Below are 14,966 nucleotides of genomic sequence, written 5' to 3' on the forward strand. Positions count from 1 at the left end.
TTTACCCGGGGAAATATCCGGCTCTTGGGATGTTTCCGATAGCAACAATGTATGTCAAAATAGCCTTTTATAAAAGGGAGGAAGTAACATGATTGCATTACTTTTCATTGGTCTATTCTGGGGAACCCTGTTATTTGTTTTTTCGTACATCCTCTCAAAAAAATACGGGAAGTATTTCGTGCCGCCGCTGGTCAATTTTTTTGCTGCATTCCTGATTACTGCCTATGGTTTTTACTTTGTACGGGGTTTTGAAGGAATGGCTTACGGATTTCTCGGATTGGGATTTTTGATTACTGCAATTATTGGTACGATCTTATTGAAGTTCATAGTCGGCAAAGCGGAACAAAAGCATTCTATGAAAAGAGACCGGATCTTGCTGATCTCTCTGCCTCTTGTCTTTACGATTTCACTGGGAGTTTTGGTCTTCACCAATAAGAATTATCGTATCATTGATGAAGGAAGTACGAAGTTTGCAGAAGGGGATAGTCGAAAATATGAAGATTACTATAGGGTTACGACAGTCTCTGAAGGAAGGAAGCAGGTAACATTGACGCTCGGTAAAGATTATATGGGCAAAGAAATAAAAGTGGATAGGGTCAGCCAAAGGAATAACACTGAAATCATCATCGATCTAAAGGAAGGGGAGCATAAAAGCCATACACCTTATATTATGATTCAACTTGATGAAATCAAGGAACCGCTTATCGTACAAACGAGCGAAGGAGAAACGATTGAGTCAATAGAGGAAAAGGTAAGGGCAGATAACGAAAATTGACCCTTTTATAACAGAGAGCACCACAAATAAAATACAGATTGGCCATCATAATATTCCTTACTTTTGACCCTAATCTTTATCAGATCCCGTTTATAGCTGTTTGAATATGTCTGTTTTCGTATAGATTATTGCTTTCGATAAAATTCCAAGAGCCCGATATTTCCCCTGAATACTAATGTTTCTCTCTCTTAACGGGGCGCGTGGCTCTTTTTTTCTTGCTTACCAGGATATAACGGTGAATTCTGGTGATGTTTTTCGAAATTCATATTAAATAGGAACAAAGTTTACGAAAAGAGCCTTGAATAAAAATGCTTCGAAAAGAATAGATGGGATCGATTATTTTAAGGTAGTTATTTACTAATGCTCATTATATAATGAATTTAAAATCCCTTTTACTAGTATTGGAGAAAATTAATGGCAGAGGAATTGTTGTTGTATGTCCTGCTGATTGCGCTGGCAGGTTTTTTAAGTTTGGGTTTAAGTTGGTTTTCTTATTATAAATTGCAGGAGGCTCCAGGCGGGCGGCAGTATATGATTGCTACTTTATTATCGGCAGTTTTCGCATTTGCATATGCCTTTGAATTGACAAGCAGCACGCTGATGGAAGTGAAATTCTGGCTGGGTGCGGAATATCTTGTCATGCCGTTCATACCGGGTTTCCTTTTATGGATGTGTGTGAGGTATGCCGGAATTGAGCTCAGGCAGCGCCACCTCTATCTTTTGTTTCTGCCACCTATTATTACGGTTTTCACACAGCATACGAATGAACTTCATCATTTATATTACACATCGATTCAACTGAGGGAAGACCTGCCTTTTCCAATCGTTGAATTGACATACGGACCTTTATTCTATGTCCATGCTCTATATCTTTTCTTATGTCTGACAACGAGTATAGTTCTCCTTTTGCTTCAGTTAAAAAAAGCTCCGTTCCGTTTTCGGATGCAAATCATCTTGATGATCTTAGGATTATTCGTGCCCATTGTCGCTAATTATTTTTACGTGAACAAGTACAGTGATAATGGGATTGACCTAGGGCCGGTGTCGATGAGCCTTTCATTCATCCTTCATGGAATCGCATTGTTTTCCTATCAAATGTTCAATGTCCTTCCGATCGCAAGGGAGAAGGTATTTGACAGCATGAGGGAAGGGGTGGTGGTCCTTGATCAAAAGGGGGCTGTCCTGGATTACAATAATGCCATGCTGAAAGTTATTCCAGAGTTGAACCAGCTGTCAGTCGGAAAGGCGATTCATAAGGTGCTTCAGGATTCAGAACTGAGCCGGCTTATCTGCCAAGGAAAGGAATGCGACTATGAATGTACCAAGAATGGTACAGTGGAGCATTATCAAGTCCGGTTCTCTCCTGTTTTTCACAAAAACAAGGAAGTAATCGGAAGCATCATCACCTTTATGAACATTTCTGAAAGAGTGCTCCTGCAGGATAAGTTAAAAAGGCTGGCAAGCTATGACGGCCTGACTAATGTATACAACCGCACCTGCTTCCTGGAAAACGCCGAATCAGTAGTGGATTCCTCCGTGAACGGTGCTTCCTTGATCCTCTTTGATATCGATCATTTCAAGCAGGTCAACGATACCTTTGGCCATGAGGCAGGAGACACCGTGCTTTCCCAAGTTGCCCGCACAGCCCAGTCACACCTGAGACCTCACGACCTTTTGGGCAGATATGGCGGAGAAGAGTTCATCATTCTTTTGCCGGAAACACCTTTAGAAGAGGCTTTTTTGATAGCAAATCAATTGAGGATAACTATAGCCTCCAACCTGGTAAAGGTTGATCGCAAACCGGTCCAGGTCACTTCCAGCTTTGGCATAACTTTTATATCCGGCAGAGAAGACTTCTCACAGGAAAGCATAAAAGAAGCTATTGGTAAGGCAGACGAGGCTCTTTATGCTGCCAAAAGAAACGGCCGGAATAATGTTCAAGTGTTTGTAGAAGAGCAGGGATTAGCATTTAATAGTTCCGGAGACAAGTAAAGGATAAGAGAAGGAGGAAATAATGAGCGAAACGGCACAATTGATTATTTTGATACTTACCACTATGGCTGTTCTGGTGCTTTTTAAAAAATCCAAGGATGACGAACCGCTTTTACTCTTGAAATTATTTGGGTTTACCTTTATCGGTGCCTTCATGCTGGATTTAGACAGTGTAAAGCTGCCATTGGGTTTCGCTGTGTTTCTATTATTCTTTCGGAATCCTAAGTTGAATGCAGAAACAAAGCATATAGCAGCGTCAGTAGGATTGGGTATTTTCATGCTTAATCTCTTCATTCCCCAGGCAGAAGCCATGGTCTATGAACGTACACAGCATGTTGATTTGCAAAATACGAATTTTTACGAAGGAAGCCTTGCGGAAGAACTGGTCCACCTGAAAGATCATTTTAAAATGGATAAAAACAGCACCGAATTAAGAGGGCTTGATATGGTGATTCACGAGGATGGAACTTATAAATTCCTTAGCTTTGGACTTGTGGAACAAACTCATGAAGGGACGGTTAACTATATTATCGACCTTTCCGATGACAGAAAAAGCTTTGATGTTTCAAGGTATAAGGTAAAGAAGGAACAAGAAGAGTACCTCAATCACCTGCAATTTACCGACGCAGAGCTCTTGCTGTCGAACATCGATATTATTACCCCTTCAATGTTTGATATAGAAGGAAAGGAATACTATCAGCTTAAAACAGATGGTCTGCGGGAAAGCTATGATGGTCAGTCGAACAACACGTTTAAAATTGACACAGCTGGTAAGCATGAAATTGAGAAAGATCAACTTCCTGCTCAAACCATCGTGGCTGAAGTCTGTGGAAGTAAAGAGTTGACCGAAACTCATTATCCTTTTAAGTGTGAACAAGATGAATATTTTTGGCTGGATATGCTGCCTAAATCGCAGGATTAATTTGGCCGGGGATCAAGACTGGCTTAGCTCAAAATGAAAGTGAAATCAGAGGGGGCACTGAAAATATACCCAATTTTAAAACCTAATTCTCTCTTTAACAAAGAAAAAGTCAACTATACTTCCTTAAATCGGAAGAAAGTTGGCTTTTTGAATGTGTCTCTTTTTTTATCCCATTAGCTTTAGAGTCCTTTTAATGATTTTTAGAACAAACGCCTGCCGGGCCAGGGAATGTACTTTCTCAACAAGACGAGGGAAAGATGCCGATTCAAGGGTCTGGAATAGTGACCAGTGGTACCGATCAGCCTCAGCAATTTGTCTAGTATATAGAGGGAAAAATTCCCCTTATTTACAAAAAAGCATGTTAAAACAGCCAAATAGCGGGAGAAATTCCCCTTATTTGACCAAAAACACTAGAAAACAGGTGCTGCTTCTTCTAATAAGGGGAAAAACTCCCTCTATTTACTCCAATATGAGCTTAGAAATTGCATTTAGCGGGAAAAACTCCCCTTATTTTCACCACTGAATAAAAGGATAATCCTATTCGCTATAAAGCCCACTCCGCCGTGCGCCCGCCAAGTGGTGTGACTGGGTTTATTGGCTTTGTGCTGTTTGTATCAGCAGGTATCATCTTGATACTTTCTTATGCCGTTTATCTTTTTAAGTAGAGGGATATCTTTCTTTATCTCCTGCGCTTTGTAATAATATGAAACTTTTGCTGAGATGAATCGTAGCTGTTTATAAGGTGAGATATATTAGGAAGAACTTCTAAGGACGTTTTTTCTCTCGATTATAAGATTGTGAGGTTTAAGGATAATGGTTAAAAAGAGCATCGGATATTCCGCAACCTATTTTACAGTAATTGTGGTTTATCAATTATTCATTCACAATGAAGTCAGGTGGGCTGAGAATGCAGGGATAAGCTTTATGGTTTTTCTTGTCTCTCTTTTTTTCATTGGACGGATGTTCCCTATGATTGGAAAAAGAATAGCAGCGAACAAAAGATTAATAATGATTGAGAGTGATCTTTTTAATATTTTGGAAAGCTGGTGAATGATGTATGCGGGAAGACTTATATTCGAGGCTTAATAGCTGGAGAGAAAAGTATTCGAGCTTTGTCATAGCATTGGTTTGCTTGTACAGCGCCTATGTAAGCTGGGGTGGAAATGGGGTGTTAACTGGTGTATTGGTGTCAGGGGTTATAGTTTGCGGGACAATTGGATTCCAGGATGTAAAGCGCTCGAGGCAGCAAAGCTCTTAAAGACTGCAGTTCCATCTCATCAAGGTAAAAGGGAGAAATAAGAATGAATTTCGAATCACACCAGCACTTACATATTGGATATTACGAGAATGGATTTGATTTAGAAGCTGTTGCTTACAAAATCCAAGGAGTGGATAAGTGGGTTGTCTTCCTGGATGCTGAGCAAGACCTTTCAATATTTAAGGGTGTCTTAGAGGAGCATAATAAAAATGTTTCATTTGGTTATGAAATTTTCACAGTGAATACGGATGATTTGTCGTACGAATCGGGACAGGTGCGATTAATGGACTGGTTAAGGCAGTTATATATTATTTAATGTGAAATCAGCATGGCAGTACTAGTTAAAATTGTTTAATTATAAAATCTGAATCTTATTGGTAAGCAGTCCTCATTTTTCATGAGATCAATATTTTCCCTCATTATTACTTGAATTTCAGGGAAAGAACTAACTTCTTCTCACAAAGTGGAAGGAGTATTCGATTGATTGCAGAATACCTACTAAGTAGAGTTTAAATATGAACAAACCAGGAGGGTATTATGGGGAGAATAGTTCATTTTGAAATTCATGTGAATGAGATGGAGCGGGCTGTAAAGTTTTATGGGGAGGTATTTGGCTGGACGTTTGAAGATTGGACCGATTTCGCGGGAATGCCTTATATGGGAGCCGTAACTGGCGGAGAAGATCAGCCGGGAATCAATGGAGCTTTGATGCAGCGCCAGGGGCCTCCTCCAGAACCGAATCAGCCTATGAATGGTTATGCCTGTACGATGGGTGTAGGAGATTACGATGCAACTGAAGCCAAGATCCTTGAAAATGGAGGACAGGTCGCAATGCCGAAGTATGCACTCCCAGGAATGGCTTGGCAGGGCTATTATAAGGATACAGAAGGAAATATTTTTGGCATTCATCAACCGGATGAGAATGCAAAATAAATCATTTACATAAAAGGACCAGTTCCCTTGCATAATTTAGCACGGGGGTGGTCCTTTTATTATGTTGAGGGGTGTTGTATGCTAACTTGAAAAATGGACAATCTACAGTTGATAAGCTTAACGGTCCGCAAGCCGCCATTGCGAGCCGTAAGCCGACGATGCGGGCCAATATCAAGAGGAAAAGGCAGACTCAATGGCCCGCAAGCCGTCGATGCGGGCCATTATCAAGAGGTAAAGGCAGACTCAATGGCCCGTAAGCCGTCATAGCAGTCCATTATTAAGAGGAAAAGGCAGACTCAATGGCCCGTAAGCCGTCGATGCGGCCCAATATCCAGCGGAAAAGGCAATCTCAATGGCCCGTAAGCCGTCGATGCGGGCCATTATCAAGCGGAAAAGGCAGACTCAATGGCCCGTAAGTCGCGATTGCGGCCCAATGTCAAGCCGAAAATACAGCCTCAATGGCCCGCAAGCCGTCGTAGCGGGCCATTATCAAGCGGAAAAGGCAGACTCAATGGCCCCGTAAGCCGTCGATGCGGCCCAATATCCAGCGGAAAAGGCAATCTCAATGGCCCGTAAGCCGTCGATGCGGGCCATTATCCAAGGGAAAAGCCAGCCTCAATGGCCTGTAAGTCACGATTGCTGGCCAATATCCAGCGGAAAAGCCAGCCTCAACCGCCCGTAAGCCGCCGTAGCGGCCCAATACCCAGCGGAAATGGCATCCTCAACCGCCCGTAAACGTTCTTTGCAGCTAAAACTCTGCCAAAAAATTCTCGATGCCCTCAAGCCTAAGAGAATCAACAATCAAAAAGCCTCATCTTAAAAGGGTTTCCACTTAACCTTCTTCGCTTCGTTATACCTCTTTTCAACCTCATCCCAATTCACCACATTCCACCAGTTGTCCACGTATTTGCCGCGGTTGTTTTCATACTGTAAATAGTAGGCATGCTCCCATACGTCCAGCACCAAGAGGGGGATGACGTCCCACTGGCTCAAGTTCTGGTGTTTCTCTGCTTGAAGGATTTCCAAACGGTGGGCACGGGGAGACCAGACTAGAATAGCCCATCCCGAGGCTTCCACATTCTTGGCAGCTTCTGAAAAATGGCGCTTGAACTGATCGAAGCTGCCAAAGGATGAATTAATTTCAGCCTTTAGAGCTCCTTTCGGCATACCGCCGCCTTGAGGGCTCATGATACTCCAGAAAATCGTGTGCAAATAGTGGCCAGCACCATGGAAGGCTGCTTCTCGTTCCCAATGTTTGATCAGTGAAAAATCGCCCGTTCGCCTTGCTTTTTCCATTTCTTTTTCAGCTTTATTGAGACCATCCACATAGCTTTGATGGTGTTTGTCATGGTGAAGTTCCATGATTCTTCTATTTATATAAGGTTCGAGGGCTTTATAAGGATAGGGAAGCGGAGGCAGCTTATGTCCGCCAATTGGCACGGCGGAGGTATTTCTTTGGCTGTCTGTTTGCGTTACTATTGATTCCCATTGTTGTGATAATAGGACAGATTGCTGCTGTAATTGATTGGCTATTTGTTGATCCAAAAGACTGCTGTTGTTCCTATGCTGCTCCAATTGTTTTAAGAACTCATCCAATTGTTCACTGAATTCAGAGGTCTCATCACTTATCGGCAATTGATCAAGATTGCATGCCTTGTTCCATTCTTCTATCATCTCGGCCGCAAATCGATTCAGTTCAATCATTAGATTTTCACTCATGTATAACCCACCTTTCTTCATCGTTACACTATATGATGCAAGGGGGAAAAGGTGGTATTAAATTCTGTATAACGTAGTTAAGCGTACATAGGTAACGATTTAATTTAAACTGCAAAGAAGCATTCTCTAAATAGATTTGCACCAAATCATATAGAAACCCTCCCATCTTGTGATGACCTCATCACCAAGCGGGGAGGGTTTTAATGCTTTAACGCACAAAAAGGGACAGTCCCTCTTCGTGCGTTAAAGCATTAAAGTCTTCGCTTCATTAATTCGTAATTCCCGCAGAGTTTTACATAATAAAAAATAGAACATTCCATCCCAAAAACCGTTCTATGATTCTGTTTGAATTTTTTGAACAAGGGGTATTCTTACCTATGTCATTATTTGTATGAAATTTTTCACTTATTAACTTATTGTGGTAAAAAGAACTTAGTTTCCCAGAGTTAACACTACTAAAGAACGAGGAATAATTTCCTGTTTTTGCTAAATGGGTATTTTGAAATAGAACTAACAGGTAAATGGTGGTACGATACTTTTAGCAATTGGATAATATAGGTACTTTATTGTAAGGGAGATGCCGATATGGGACTCTACAATGAATTGAATTACATTCAGACTGTGATTCACTCCCGTTCGAGAGATATCCAAGAGAAGATATCACGTTTGAGGGAAGCAAAATACGCCATACTGAATGAGCAAAGCCAACTTTTGAATGAAATAAAGCAAATCCAGCAGCCAGAATTACATAACAATTGGCTTGGTCCGAGATCGGATGATTATGATGCGAATCGTGAATCAGCCCTGCAAGCTATGAGACAGATCGGACATGAAAACTATGATGAATACGTAAGTTCAATAGAATCAAAGATTCATATATTGGAGGCACAGCAGAGTGCCTTTTCCTTCTATGGGAATTTGGCAAATGATGCTGAATCCTTGCTTTCCAAAGGTGAAGATTTTTATGATCAGGTCTCCCATAAAATCAGTGACTTGAAAGGGAGGTTATTTTAAATGAATGTGAATTCGGGTTCAGGCGGCGGGTCTGGGCAGCAAATAAAACTGAACCATGCTGCCGTCATGGCGAAACTGAATGATGTTATGAGTTCCCTCCAGCGGCTGCAGATAAATCCGCCTGCAGAGGGACAGATTGGACGGAATAAACTGGATTATACTGATGCCTGGATGCAGCGTGAACAGAGTATTCACCAGTTATTGAAGGAGTATATCACCGTAGTTGAAAAAAATGTTGAAGATACCAAAGCGAATGTAAACACCTTAAAAGAGCAAGACGAAGCCATAACAAGATCTTAATAGATGGCTGTTTTCACATGAATTGTTGCTTTCGGAAAAATCCCAGGAGCCGGATTTTTCCCCGGATACTAAGGGATTTCTCTCTAATCGGCGAAAGCAGCTCTTTTCTTTTCATGATTACCAGGTTATTAAGGTGAATTCTGATTAGTTTTTTGGAATTGGTACCTAAATAGCAACAAAGTTTCCGAAAAGATCTTAATAGAAAGGGCAGAGGCGACCATTGAAAGTATATGAAGCCCCCACTTTACTTGACGCAATGTCCGAACGCCTAGGCGAATATGAGACATTAAGAGACCAACTCCAGACACTAAAAAACTCTTTTCAAGCGATAGTCGAACTCGATGATGAATTCCAAGGAAAAGGCGCCGATGCCATTAAAAGTTTCTACAGTGCCCAAATCCATGTGGTAGACATATGGATTCAGCTCACAGAAAGAAACATCGCTTTTTTCGGTGGCATTCATGATGACGCTGAAGGCCGAAATCTCAGCAGGGAAACGGTGGAGCTTCCATTCCTGGAAGAAAATCTTCACCAGAGTGAAAGGCGTTCCGATCAGATGATTGATGCTCAACAGCGAGAGCTGGAAGGTATACTGGATAGGATTAGAGATATTCATCCACTGAATGTTTTTTCTAGAGAACGATTTGATACCCACCTTGAGCAGGCAAGGAAGAAGCGAGAGGATACGCTTGACTCCATAAACCGATTTGATGAAGAATTAAAGAGGGAATATCAGCACTTGGAGAGCAGTGAACAAATGATTACCGGGCTGATGAGGCAGTTAATGGACTCCTCCAGGCAAGGGAATCACATATCACCGCTGCATTTCAACGCAGCAGCGTACTATTCCAGCAATGCATACCAGCTAACAGATGAGATCACCGCCCAGACAGAATCCTACTTGAGTTTCAAAGAAGCACAAGAACAAGCAAGAGAGCCCAACCCCGTTCCTGAAGAAGAAGTCAACGAAAACCCGTTCATGGAATCGCTCAACAGTTTTAAAGATATCGCACAGGATTTTTGGGGCGGAATGGAGAATAGAAGCGAGAAGAAGTTTGACTCCTTTTATGATTTCGGCAATTATATAACCAGCGGAGCGCTTGGTGCTGGAAAAGACATGTGGAAGGGTATGGAAGACCGTGCAGAAGTGGCCATGGATGACCCTTCGAACTTTATCAACTACCTGACAATGGGCGGCATGGATCTCTACAACGGAGCGGTAAATCCCGATGATGCCTTTTCAAAGGAACATTGGCTGAACAGCTTCGGTCTTGCAGCACTCCTAGCCGGCGGTGCCAAACCCGGCCTTGGTGTGAAAGGACAAACAACTGTCTCAGCAACAGCACGCCAGGCAGTCCCTAAAGTTTCATTAAATCAAAGATGGAATGAGATCCGGTTGGGGCTGGATGATCTTTATAACCGGCCTATGATGGCTGCCGAAAATGGGATGCTGAAAGGTGGGTTTGGAGAGCCGGGGTGGAGTAGGTTTTCTGTTGAGAGGGATGTTAAGGGTCGGGGAGTTGAACATAGGAATAAAATTGATGTTAGACATAGAGAAAAAGTCCTCGAGGATATACTCTATAAAGGCGTTGATGAAGATACTAAAAGATTAAGAAAACAAGCGTATACTGAATTTGAATTGGATACAAAAGAGTTGTATAAATCAACTGAAGACCGCGCTAAAGCTTTTATGAAAATTTTGGAAGATCAAGATCCTTGGCCATTAGGATTTAATAAAGATGTAGCTAAAACTACTCTAAAACCTGGTGCCCGATTTGAAATGGCTCTTGGTCCTGGACAACCTTGGGACCGTCCCGGAGGATTTGGGACATTTGATAGAATAACTGATACTAACTACGTTAGAAATCAATTAGCAGTAAAGAGTGAGTGGAAACCTGATATTGATAGAGTGGTTGTTTATGAAGTTATTGAGGAATTACCAGTAATTTCAGGAAAGGTCGGCCCACAAATTGAAGAGGGTGCAGGAAAATATTTATCGGGTGGTGGTCATCAAGTACAATTGCTTGTAAAGCCTGCAGATAGAATGAAATATTTGAAAAAAATTGAAGAAATATATTTAGAATAGAGGAGAATATTAATGGAATTTACTAATGAAAATAAAACAGGATGGAAAATCCATGATAAAGACATTAAACTCAATTTGGATAATGTCATTAGTGGAAAATACTATGATAATTCCAAGGTAGTTGCTTTTTTAATAGGAGAAGATTCAACTAATCCTGAAAAGTTATTGGTATATAATCTAAATGGAGAAAAATTATTTGATAACAGTAAACCCGACGGATACCAATTTATGTATCTTTCGAGCCATCCGAAAGCAGAGATTGTTGTAGTTTGTGGAATTATTGATATAGAAAGTTCAGAGGAATCGTGGTCAGATTTTTATTTCAAAGTTAATTTAAATGAGGATAATTTGGAAAGAATAGGAATCGCTAGGTAAGGGGATTTTTAAAAATGTAATGTTTATATTACGAGTATGAAAGCATGAGTACACTGTATCTTGGGACGAATGGGCAGATGAACTGTCCCCAGTACTATCCAATAAAAAGTAACTTTTTTAAAGCAGTTGGAACCAAAATATCCAGCTGCTTTTTAAAATTCATTCGTATTTTTCCTTATTATTAAAATACGTGATAAGAACACTTGCACAATTGCTGAATAAAGGTATAAAATAAAAGTGTAATTAACAATTAACAATTTGCATGTTGTTATAATATATAAAAACCTGCAAACAGACTAAATGAGGTGATAAGTATGAAGTATCAAAACGAAGAAGAGATGCTTCAGCATTATAATTCCAAGGAGTATGTGACTCCGGACGGTTATACAGCAGACATCGGAGTCTTCACTATAGAACTTGCGTATAAGGAAGAATACAAACCACCCATAGCTCAACTAAAATTACTTTTGATTCAGAGGGCGAAAACAGACAAAGACGGAGAACCACACATCGAAGGCGGCAAGTGGGCGCTGCCGGGAGGCTTTGTGAAACCGGATGAAACTGCGTCGAAAGCAGCTGTCAGAGAGCTCAGTGAAGAAGCGAGTGTAAACAATATTACACTGAAACATTTCGGTGTATACGACACGCCAGGTAGAGATAAGCGAGGGTGGATCATCTCCAATGCGTTCTACGCGATCGTCACGAACGATTATCTGGAAAAAAGGAAAGCGGCGGATGATGCAGAAAACGTTGGATTGTTCACACTAAAGGAAATTGATCAGCTTGAATTAGCCTTTGACCATAAAACCATCATACATGATGCCTTCCAGATCATTCGAAAAGATTTGCTCCAAACTACAGTTGCAAAAGAGTTTCTCCCAAAGGAATTTACACTTTCAGAATTAAGAAGTGTTTTACTACTTGTCAGCGATGACCCGGGGATAGTAAATAATTCAGCTTTTGTCAGAGATGCACCGAAATATCCGTTTTTAGAAGTGGCGAGAAATCAAAAGGGCGAAGTCAAAAAACGAATAGAACAGCCAAGCAGATGACAAGAATGTTTCGTTTTAAAGATTATCAACCGATCCCAAGCATCTATTAATTTTTTTGGAAACAACAATTAACACTTTGCAAATTATAAACCGAGAATGAGGAGGAGTTAATATGAGAAAAGCATTGATTGTCATTGATTACACCAACGATTTTGTTCACGAAAAGGGAGCACTTACCTGCGGAGAGCCGGGACAGAAAATTGAAGGTCCTATACTCGAACTCATGAAAAATTTCAGGCGGGAAAAAGAGTTCATTGTTCAGGCTGTGGATGTACACACGCCAAACGATCCCTTTCATCCGGAAACAAAGTTATTCCCTACTCATAACGTGAGAGGTGCCTGGGGGAGACAATTGTATGGAAAAGTGAAAGAACTTCATGAACAGATGGCCGAAGAAAATGAGGATGGTCAAGTTTATTACATGGATAAAACCCGTTACAGTGCATTTGCTTACACAGATCTTGAAGCAAAGCTAAGAGAAAGGAACATAACGGAGATCCATTTAACAGGTGTTTGCACAGATATCTGCGTCCTTCACACAGCCATAGATGCTTACAACAAAGGATTCAGCATCGTCATTCATGAAAAGGCAGTGGCCAGCTTCAATGAACCTGCTCATCAGATGGCATTGCAGCATTTCGATAATGTTTTAAACGCAGCCATTATAAATGGAGAGTGATAACTGATGTTGAAAGATTGGACATTATTTGAAAAAATCTGGCTCGGATTATTTACTGCTGTGAATGTTTATCTGTTTTTTGCCTGGGATGATACCTTCCTGGGGTTCGTTACCTCTATTTCAGGAATGCTTTGTGTCTTTCTAGTTGCGAAAGGGAAAATAAGCAATTACTATTTTGGAATCGTTCAAACAGCGACGTACGCATATATTTCATACGGTTACGGATTGTACGGGGAGACGATGCTTAACGCACTGTTTTACTTCCCTGCACAGTTTGCAGGGATTTACCTTTGGAGTAAACACAAAGTGAAAGACGATATAAAAGGGGAGGATGTCCAAATAAAAAGCCTTTCTAACAAAGGTTGGGCGTATACAATCGTTAGCTCCATCATTCTGGTGATTCTTTACGGCATTTTATTAAAAGCGTTAGGCGGAAAAAGCATCTGGATTGACTCTTCAACTACGATACTATCAATTATCGCGCAAATATTGATGTTGAAGCGCATAACAGAACAGTGGTTGTTCTGGATTGCTGTAAACATTTTATCAATCGCGCTTTGGGTGACAGCATTGGTGACACAGGGCGGGAACGATCTATCCATGCTGGTGATGTGGACGGCGTTCCTGGTGAACAGCGTGTACGGGTATGTCAACTGGAGAAAACTTTGGTTCAAACAAAAGGGGGAGACACAATGAAAACAGTCGGATTTTTTGGCGGTAAATTCCTTCCGCTCCACCAAGGGCATGTCCTTGCAATTATAGAGGCTTCATCGACAGTTGATGAGTTGTACATTATCTTTTCTCACAGTGAAGAAAGAGATAGGAAGACATGTGAAAAAACAGACTTTTCCTACATTCCCGCAAGAGTCAGGTTACGTTGGCTCCATCAACTTACAAAAGATATGGAAAATGTCCATGTATTATCCATCGAGGATAATGGGGGCGAGGACGAATATGATTGGGAACTGGGTGCAAAGAAAATCAAGCAGGCGATTGGAAAACCGATTACTCACGTTTTCAGTTCTGAAAAAGATTATGACGACATTTTTCAGCTGCTTTACAAAGACTCCAATCATATTTTAATAGATCCGGATAGGATAATGATGCCTGTTTCTGCTACTAAAATACGAACAGAAGGTGTGTATGCTAATTGGAATTTCATACCGAAAGTCGTGCAGCCATTTTTTGTTAAAAAAGTTGCGATTTTGGGTACGGAAAGCTGTGGGAAATCCACATTAACTCGTAATCTGGCCGCTCTCTATAATACAACCTTCGTGGAAGAATACGGACGGACCTTGTGCGAAGAAATAGGAGGATGCGAGGGTATTATTTTGGAAGAAGATTTTCCGTTGATTGCCTACGGTCATAAAATGAAAGAGCACCAATCACAGTTAGCAGCAAACAAAATAATGTTCATCGATACAGAAGCTACAGTCACTCAATTCTATTCTGAGCTGTATCTTCATCAACACCAAAAAGTGATTGATGAAATAGCAAAAACCCAGCAATACGACCTCTGCCTTTACTTGGAGCCTGACGTCAAGTGGGTGAATGACGGATTAAGAAAACACGGAGAGCCGTCAATAAGATCTGAAAACGACAAGAGGCTGAAAGAATTGCTGAAACAGAATAATACTCCCTATCTAGTCATAACCGGCACATATCAAGAAAAGTTAAAAAAGGCGATGAATGCCATAAATGAATTATTGGGAGTGGGCACACATGAAACAGTACGATGACAATTAATATTGATTGAGAACTGACTAGCCATATTTATGGCAGCGTCTTAACGGAAGTCACTTTTAAATTCAAGTAAGCAAAACTAAATGCGAATGATGTATTGAAGATTAACAGGAGGATA

At 41.0% G+C, this 14,966-nt stretch carries 16 protein-coding genes; 15 read left to right on the top strand and 1 reads right to left on the bottom strand.

Features of this window, described 5'->3' with window-relative positions:
* Positions 1 to 88 precede the first annotated feature (88 nt).
* The 7 genes from B9Z54_RS16660 to B9Z54_RS24965 all read left to right on the top strand — a co-directional run bounded on the left by B9Z54_RS16660 (position 89) and on the right by B9Z54_RS24965 (position 6,137).
* Positions 89 to 775: a YesK family protein gene (locus tag B9Z54_RS16660; RefSeq protein WP_113929463.1), complete on the top strand. Its 687-nt coding sequence runs from the start codon at positions 89 to 91 to the stop codon at positions 773 to 775.
* A gap of 414 nt (positions 776 to 1,189) precedes the next feature.
* The gene (locus B9Z54_RS16665; RefSeq protein ID WP_113929464.1) at positions 1,190 to 2,767 is read left to right on the top strand and encodes a histidine kinase N-terminal 7TM domain-containing diguanylate cyclase; all 1,578 of its coding nucleotides are present in this window, start codon (positions 1,190 to 1,192) and stop codon (positions 2,765 to 2,767) included.
* A gap of 22 nt (positions 2,768 to 2,789) precedes the next feature.
* Positions 2,790 to 3,689: a hypothetical protein gene (locus B9Z54_RS16670; RefSeq protein WP_113929465.1), complete on the top strand. Its 900-nt coding sequence runs from the start codon at positions 2,790 to 2,792 to the stop codon at positions 3,687 to 3,689.
* Between the two features lie 813 nt (positions 3,690 to 4,502).
* The gene (locus B9Z54_RS16675; protein ID WP_113929466.1) at positions 4,503 to 4,739 is read left to right on the top strand and encodes a hypothetical protein; all 237 of its coding nucleotides are present in this window, start codon (positions 4,503 to 4,505) and stop codon (positions 4,737 to 4,739) included.
* A 251-nt stretch (positions 4,740 to 4,990) separates the two neighbouring features.
* On the top strand, positions 4,991 to 5,263 hold the full coding sequence (locus tag B9Z54_RS16685; RefSeq protein WP_113929468.1) for a DUF3986 family protein: 273 nt from the start codon (positions 4,991 to 4,993) through the stop codon (positions 5,261 to 5,263).
* Between the two features lie 221 nt (positions 5,264 to 5,484).
* Complete coding sequence (locus B9Z54_RS16690) at positions 5,485 to 5,880, top strand: VOC family protein (protein ID WP_113929469.1); 396 nt, start codon at positions 5,485 to 5,487, stop codon at positions 5,878 to 5,880.
* An 86-nt stretch (positions 5,881 to 5,966) separates the two neighbouring features.
* Complete coding sequence (locus B9Z54_RS24965; RefSeq protein ID WP_162785268.1) at positions 5,967 to 6,137, top strand: hypothetical protein; 171 nt, start codon at positions 5,967 to 5,969, stop codon at positions 6,135 to 6,137.
* A gap of 559 nt (positions 6,138 to 6,696) precedes the next feature.
* On the opposite strand, the gene B9Z54_RS16695 is transcribed toward B9Z54_RS24965, so the two are convergent.
* Complete coding sequence (locus B9Z54_RS16695) at positions 6,697 to 7,599, bottom strand: superoxide dismutase (protein ID WP_113929470.1); 903 nt, start codon at positions 7,597 to 7,599, stop codon at positions 6,697 to 6,699.
* Between the two features lie 585 nt (positions 7,600 to 8,184).
* On the opposite strand from B9Z54_RS16695, the gene B9Z54_RS16700 reads away from it, so the two are divergent.
* From B9Z54_RS16700 to nadR, 8 genes are all read left to right on the top strand, one after another.
* Positions 8,185 to 8,613: a YwqH-like family protein gene (locus tag B9Z54_RS16700; RefSeq protein ID WP_113929471.1), complete on the top strand. Its 429-nt coding sequence runs from the start codon at positions 8,185 to 8,187 to the stop codon at positions 8,611 to 8,613.
* Positions 8,614 to 8,913: a YwqI/YxiC family protein gene (locus B9Z54_RS16705; protein ID WP_113929472.1), complete on the top strand. Its 300-nt coding sequence runs from the start codon at positions 8,614 to 8,616 to the stop codon at positions 8,911 to 8,913. It abuts the gene before it with no gap.
* A gap of 220 nt (positions 8,914 to 9,133) precedes the next feature.
* A complete protein-coding gene (locus B9Z54_RS16710; RefSeq protein WP_113929473.1) occupies positions 9,134 to 10,999 on the top strand; it encodes an LXG domain-containing protein in 1,866 nt (621 codons plus the stop codon).
* A gap of 12 nt (positions 11,000 to 11,011) precedes the next feature.
* Complete coding sequence (locus tag B9Z54_RS16715) at positions 11,012 to 11,374, top strand: hypothetical protein (RefSeq protein WP_113929474.1); 363 nt, start codon at positions 11,012 to 11,014, stop codon at positions 11,372 to 11,374.
* A 314-nt stretch (positions 11,375 to 11,688) separates the two neighbouring features.
* Complete coding sequence (locus B9Z54_RS16720; protein ID WP_345840747.1) at positions 11,689 to 12,426, top strand: NUDIX domain-containing protein; 738 nt, start codon at positions 11,689 to 11,691, stop codon at positions 12,424 to 12,426.
* Positions 12,427 to 12,538: 112 nt separating this feature from the next.
* Entirely contained in the window at positions 12,539 to 13,105 is a 567-nt protein-coding gene (locus tag B9Z54_RS16725) for a cysteine hydrolase family protein (RefSeq protein ID WP_113929475.1), read from the top strand.
* Between the two features lie 6 nt (positions 13,106 to 13,111).
* A complete protein-coding gene (pnuC, locus tag B9Z54_RS16730; RefSeq protein WP_113929476.1) occupies positions 13,112 to 13,801 on the top strand; it encodes a nicotinamide riboside transporter PnuC in 690 nt (229 codons plus the stop codon).
* Positions 13,798 to 14,844, top strand: coding sequence for a multifunctional transcriptional regulator/nicotinamide-nucleotide adenylyltransferase/ribosylnicotinamide kinase NadR (gene nadR / locus B9Z54_RS16735; RefSeq protein ID WP_113929477.1), 1,047 nt, complete (start codon positions 13,798 to 13,800; stop codon positions 14,842 to 14,844). Before pnuC ends, nadR begins: the two co-directional genes overlap by 4 nt.
* Positions 14,845 to 14,966: the final 122 nt, after the last annotated feature.

Source organism: Bacillus sp. P14.5 (assembly GCF_003316765.1).
In the GTDB taxonomy this organism is placed as follows: Bacteria; Bacillota; Bacilli; order Bacillales; family Bacillaceae_B; genus Rossellomorea.

Coding starts and splice junctions, on each gene's coding strand:
- B9Z54_RS16660 (WP_113929463.1), top strand. CDS start 89: ATGATTGCATTACTTTTCATTGGTCTATTCTGGGGAACCCTGTTATTT.
- B9Z54_RS16665 (WP_113929464.1), top strand. CDS start 1,190: ATGGCAGAGGAATTGTTGTTGTATGTCCTGCTGATTGCGCTGGCAGGT.
- B9Z54_RS16670 (WP_113929465.1), top strand. CDS start 2,790: ATGAGCGAAACGGCACAATTGATTATTTTGATACTTACCACTATGGCT.
- B9Z54_RS16675 (WP_113929466.1), top strand. CDS start 4,503: ATGGTTAAAAAGAGCATCGGATATTCCGCAACCTATTTTACAGTAATT.
- B9Z54_RS16685 (WP_113929468.1), top strand. CDS start 4,991: ATGAATTTCGAATCACACCAGCACTTACATATTGGATATTACGAGAAT.
- B9Z54_RS16690 (WP_113929469.1), top strand. CDS start 5,485: ATGGGGAGAATAGTTCATTTTGAAATTCATGTGAATGAGATGGAGCGG.
- B9Z54_RS16695 (WP_113929470.1), bottom strand. CDS start 7,599: ATGAGTGAAAATCTAATGATTGAACTGAATCGATTTGCGGCCGAGATG.
- B9Z54_RS16700 (WP_113929471.1), top strand. CDS start 8,185: ATGGGACTCTACAATGAATTGAATTACATTCAGACTGTGATTCACTCC.
- B9Z54_RS16705 (WP_113929472.1), top strand. CDS start 8,614: ATGAATGTGAATTCGGGTTCAGGCGGCGGGTCTGGGCAGCAAATAAAA.
- B9Z54_RS16715 (WP_113929474.1), top strand. CDS start 11,012: ATGGAATTTACTAATGAAAATAAAACAGGATGGAAAATCCATGATAAA.
- B9Z54_RS16720 (WP_345840747.1), top strand. CDS start 11,689: ATGAAGTATCAAAACGAAGAAGAGATGCTTCAGCATTATAATTCCAAG.
- B9Z54_RS16725 (WP_113929475.1), top strand. CDS start 12,539: ATGAGAAAAGCATTGATTGTCATTGATTACACCAACGATTTTGTTCAC.
- pnuC (WP_113929476.1), top strand. CDS start 13,112: ATGTTGAAAGATTGGACATTATTTGAAAAAATCTGGCTCGGATTATTT.
- nadR (WP_113929477.1), top strand. CDS start 13,798: ATGAAAACAGTCGGATTTTTTGGCGGTAAATTCCTTCCGCTCCACCAA.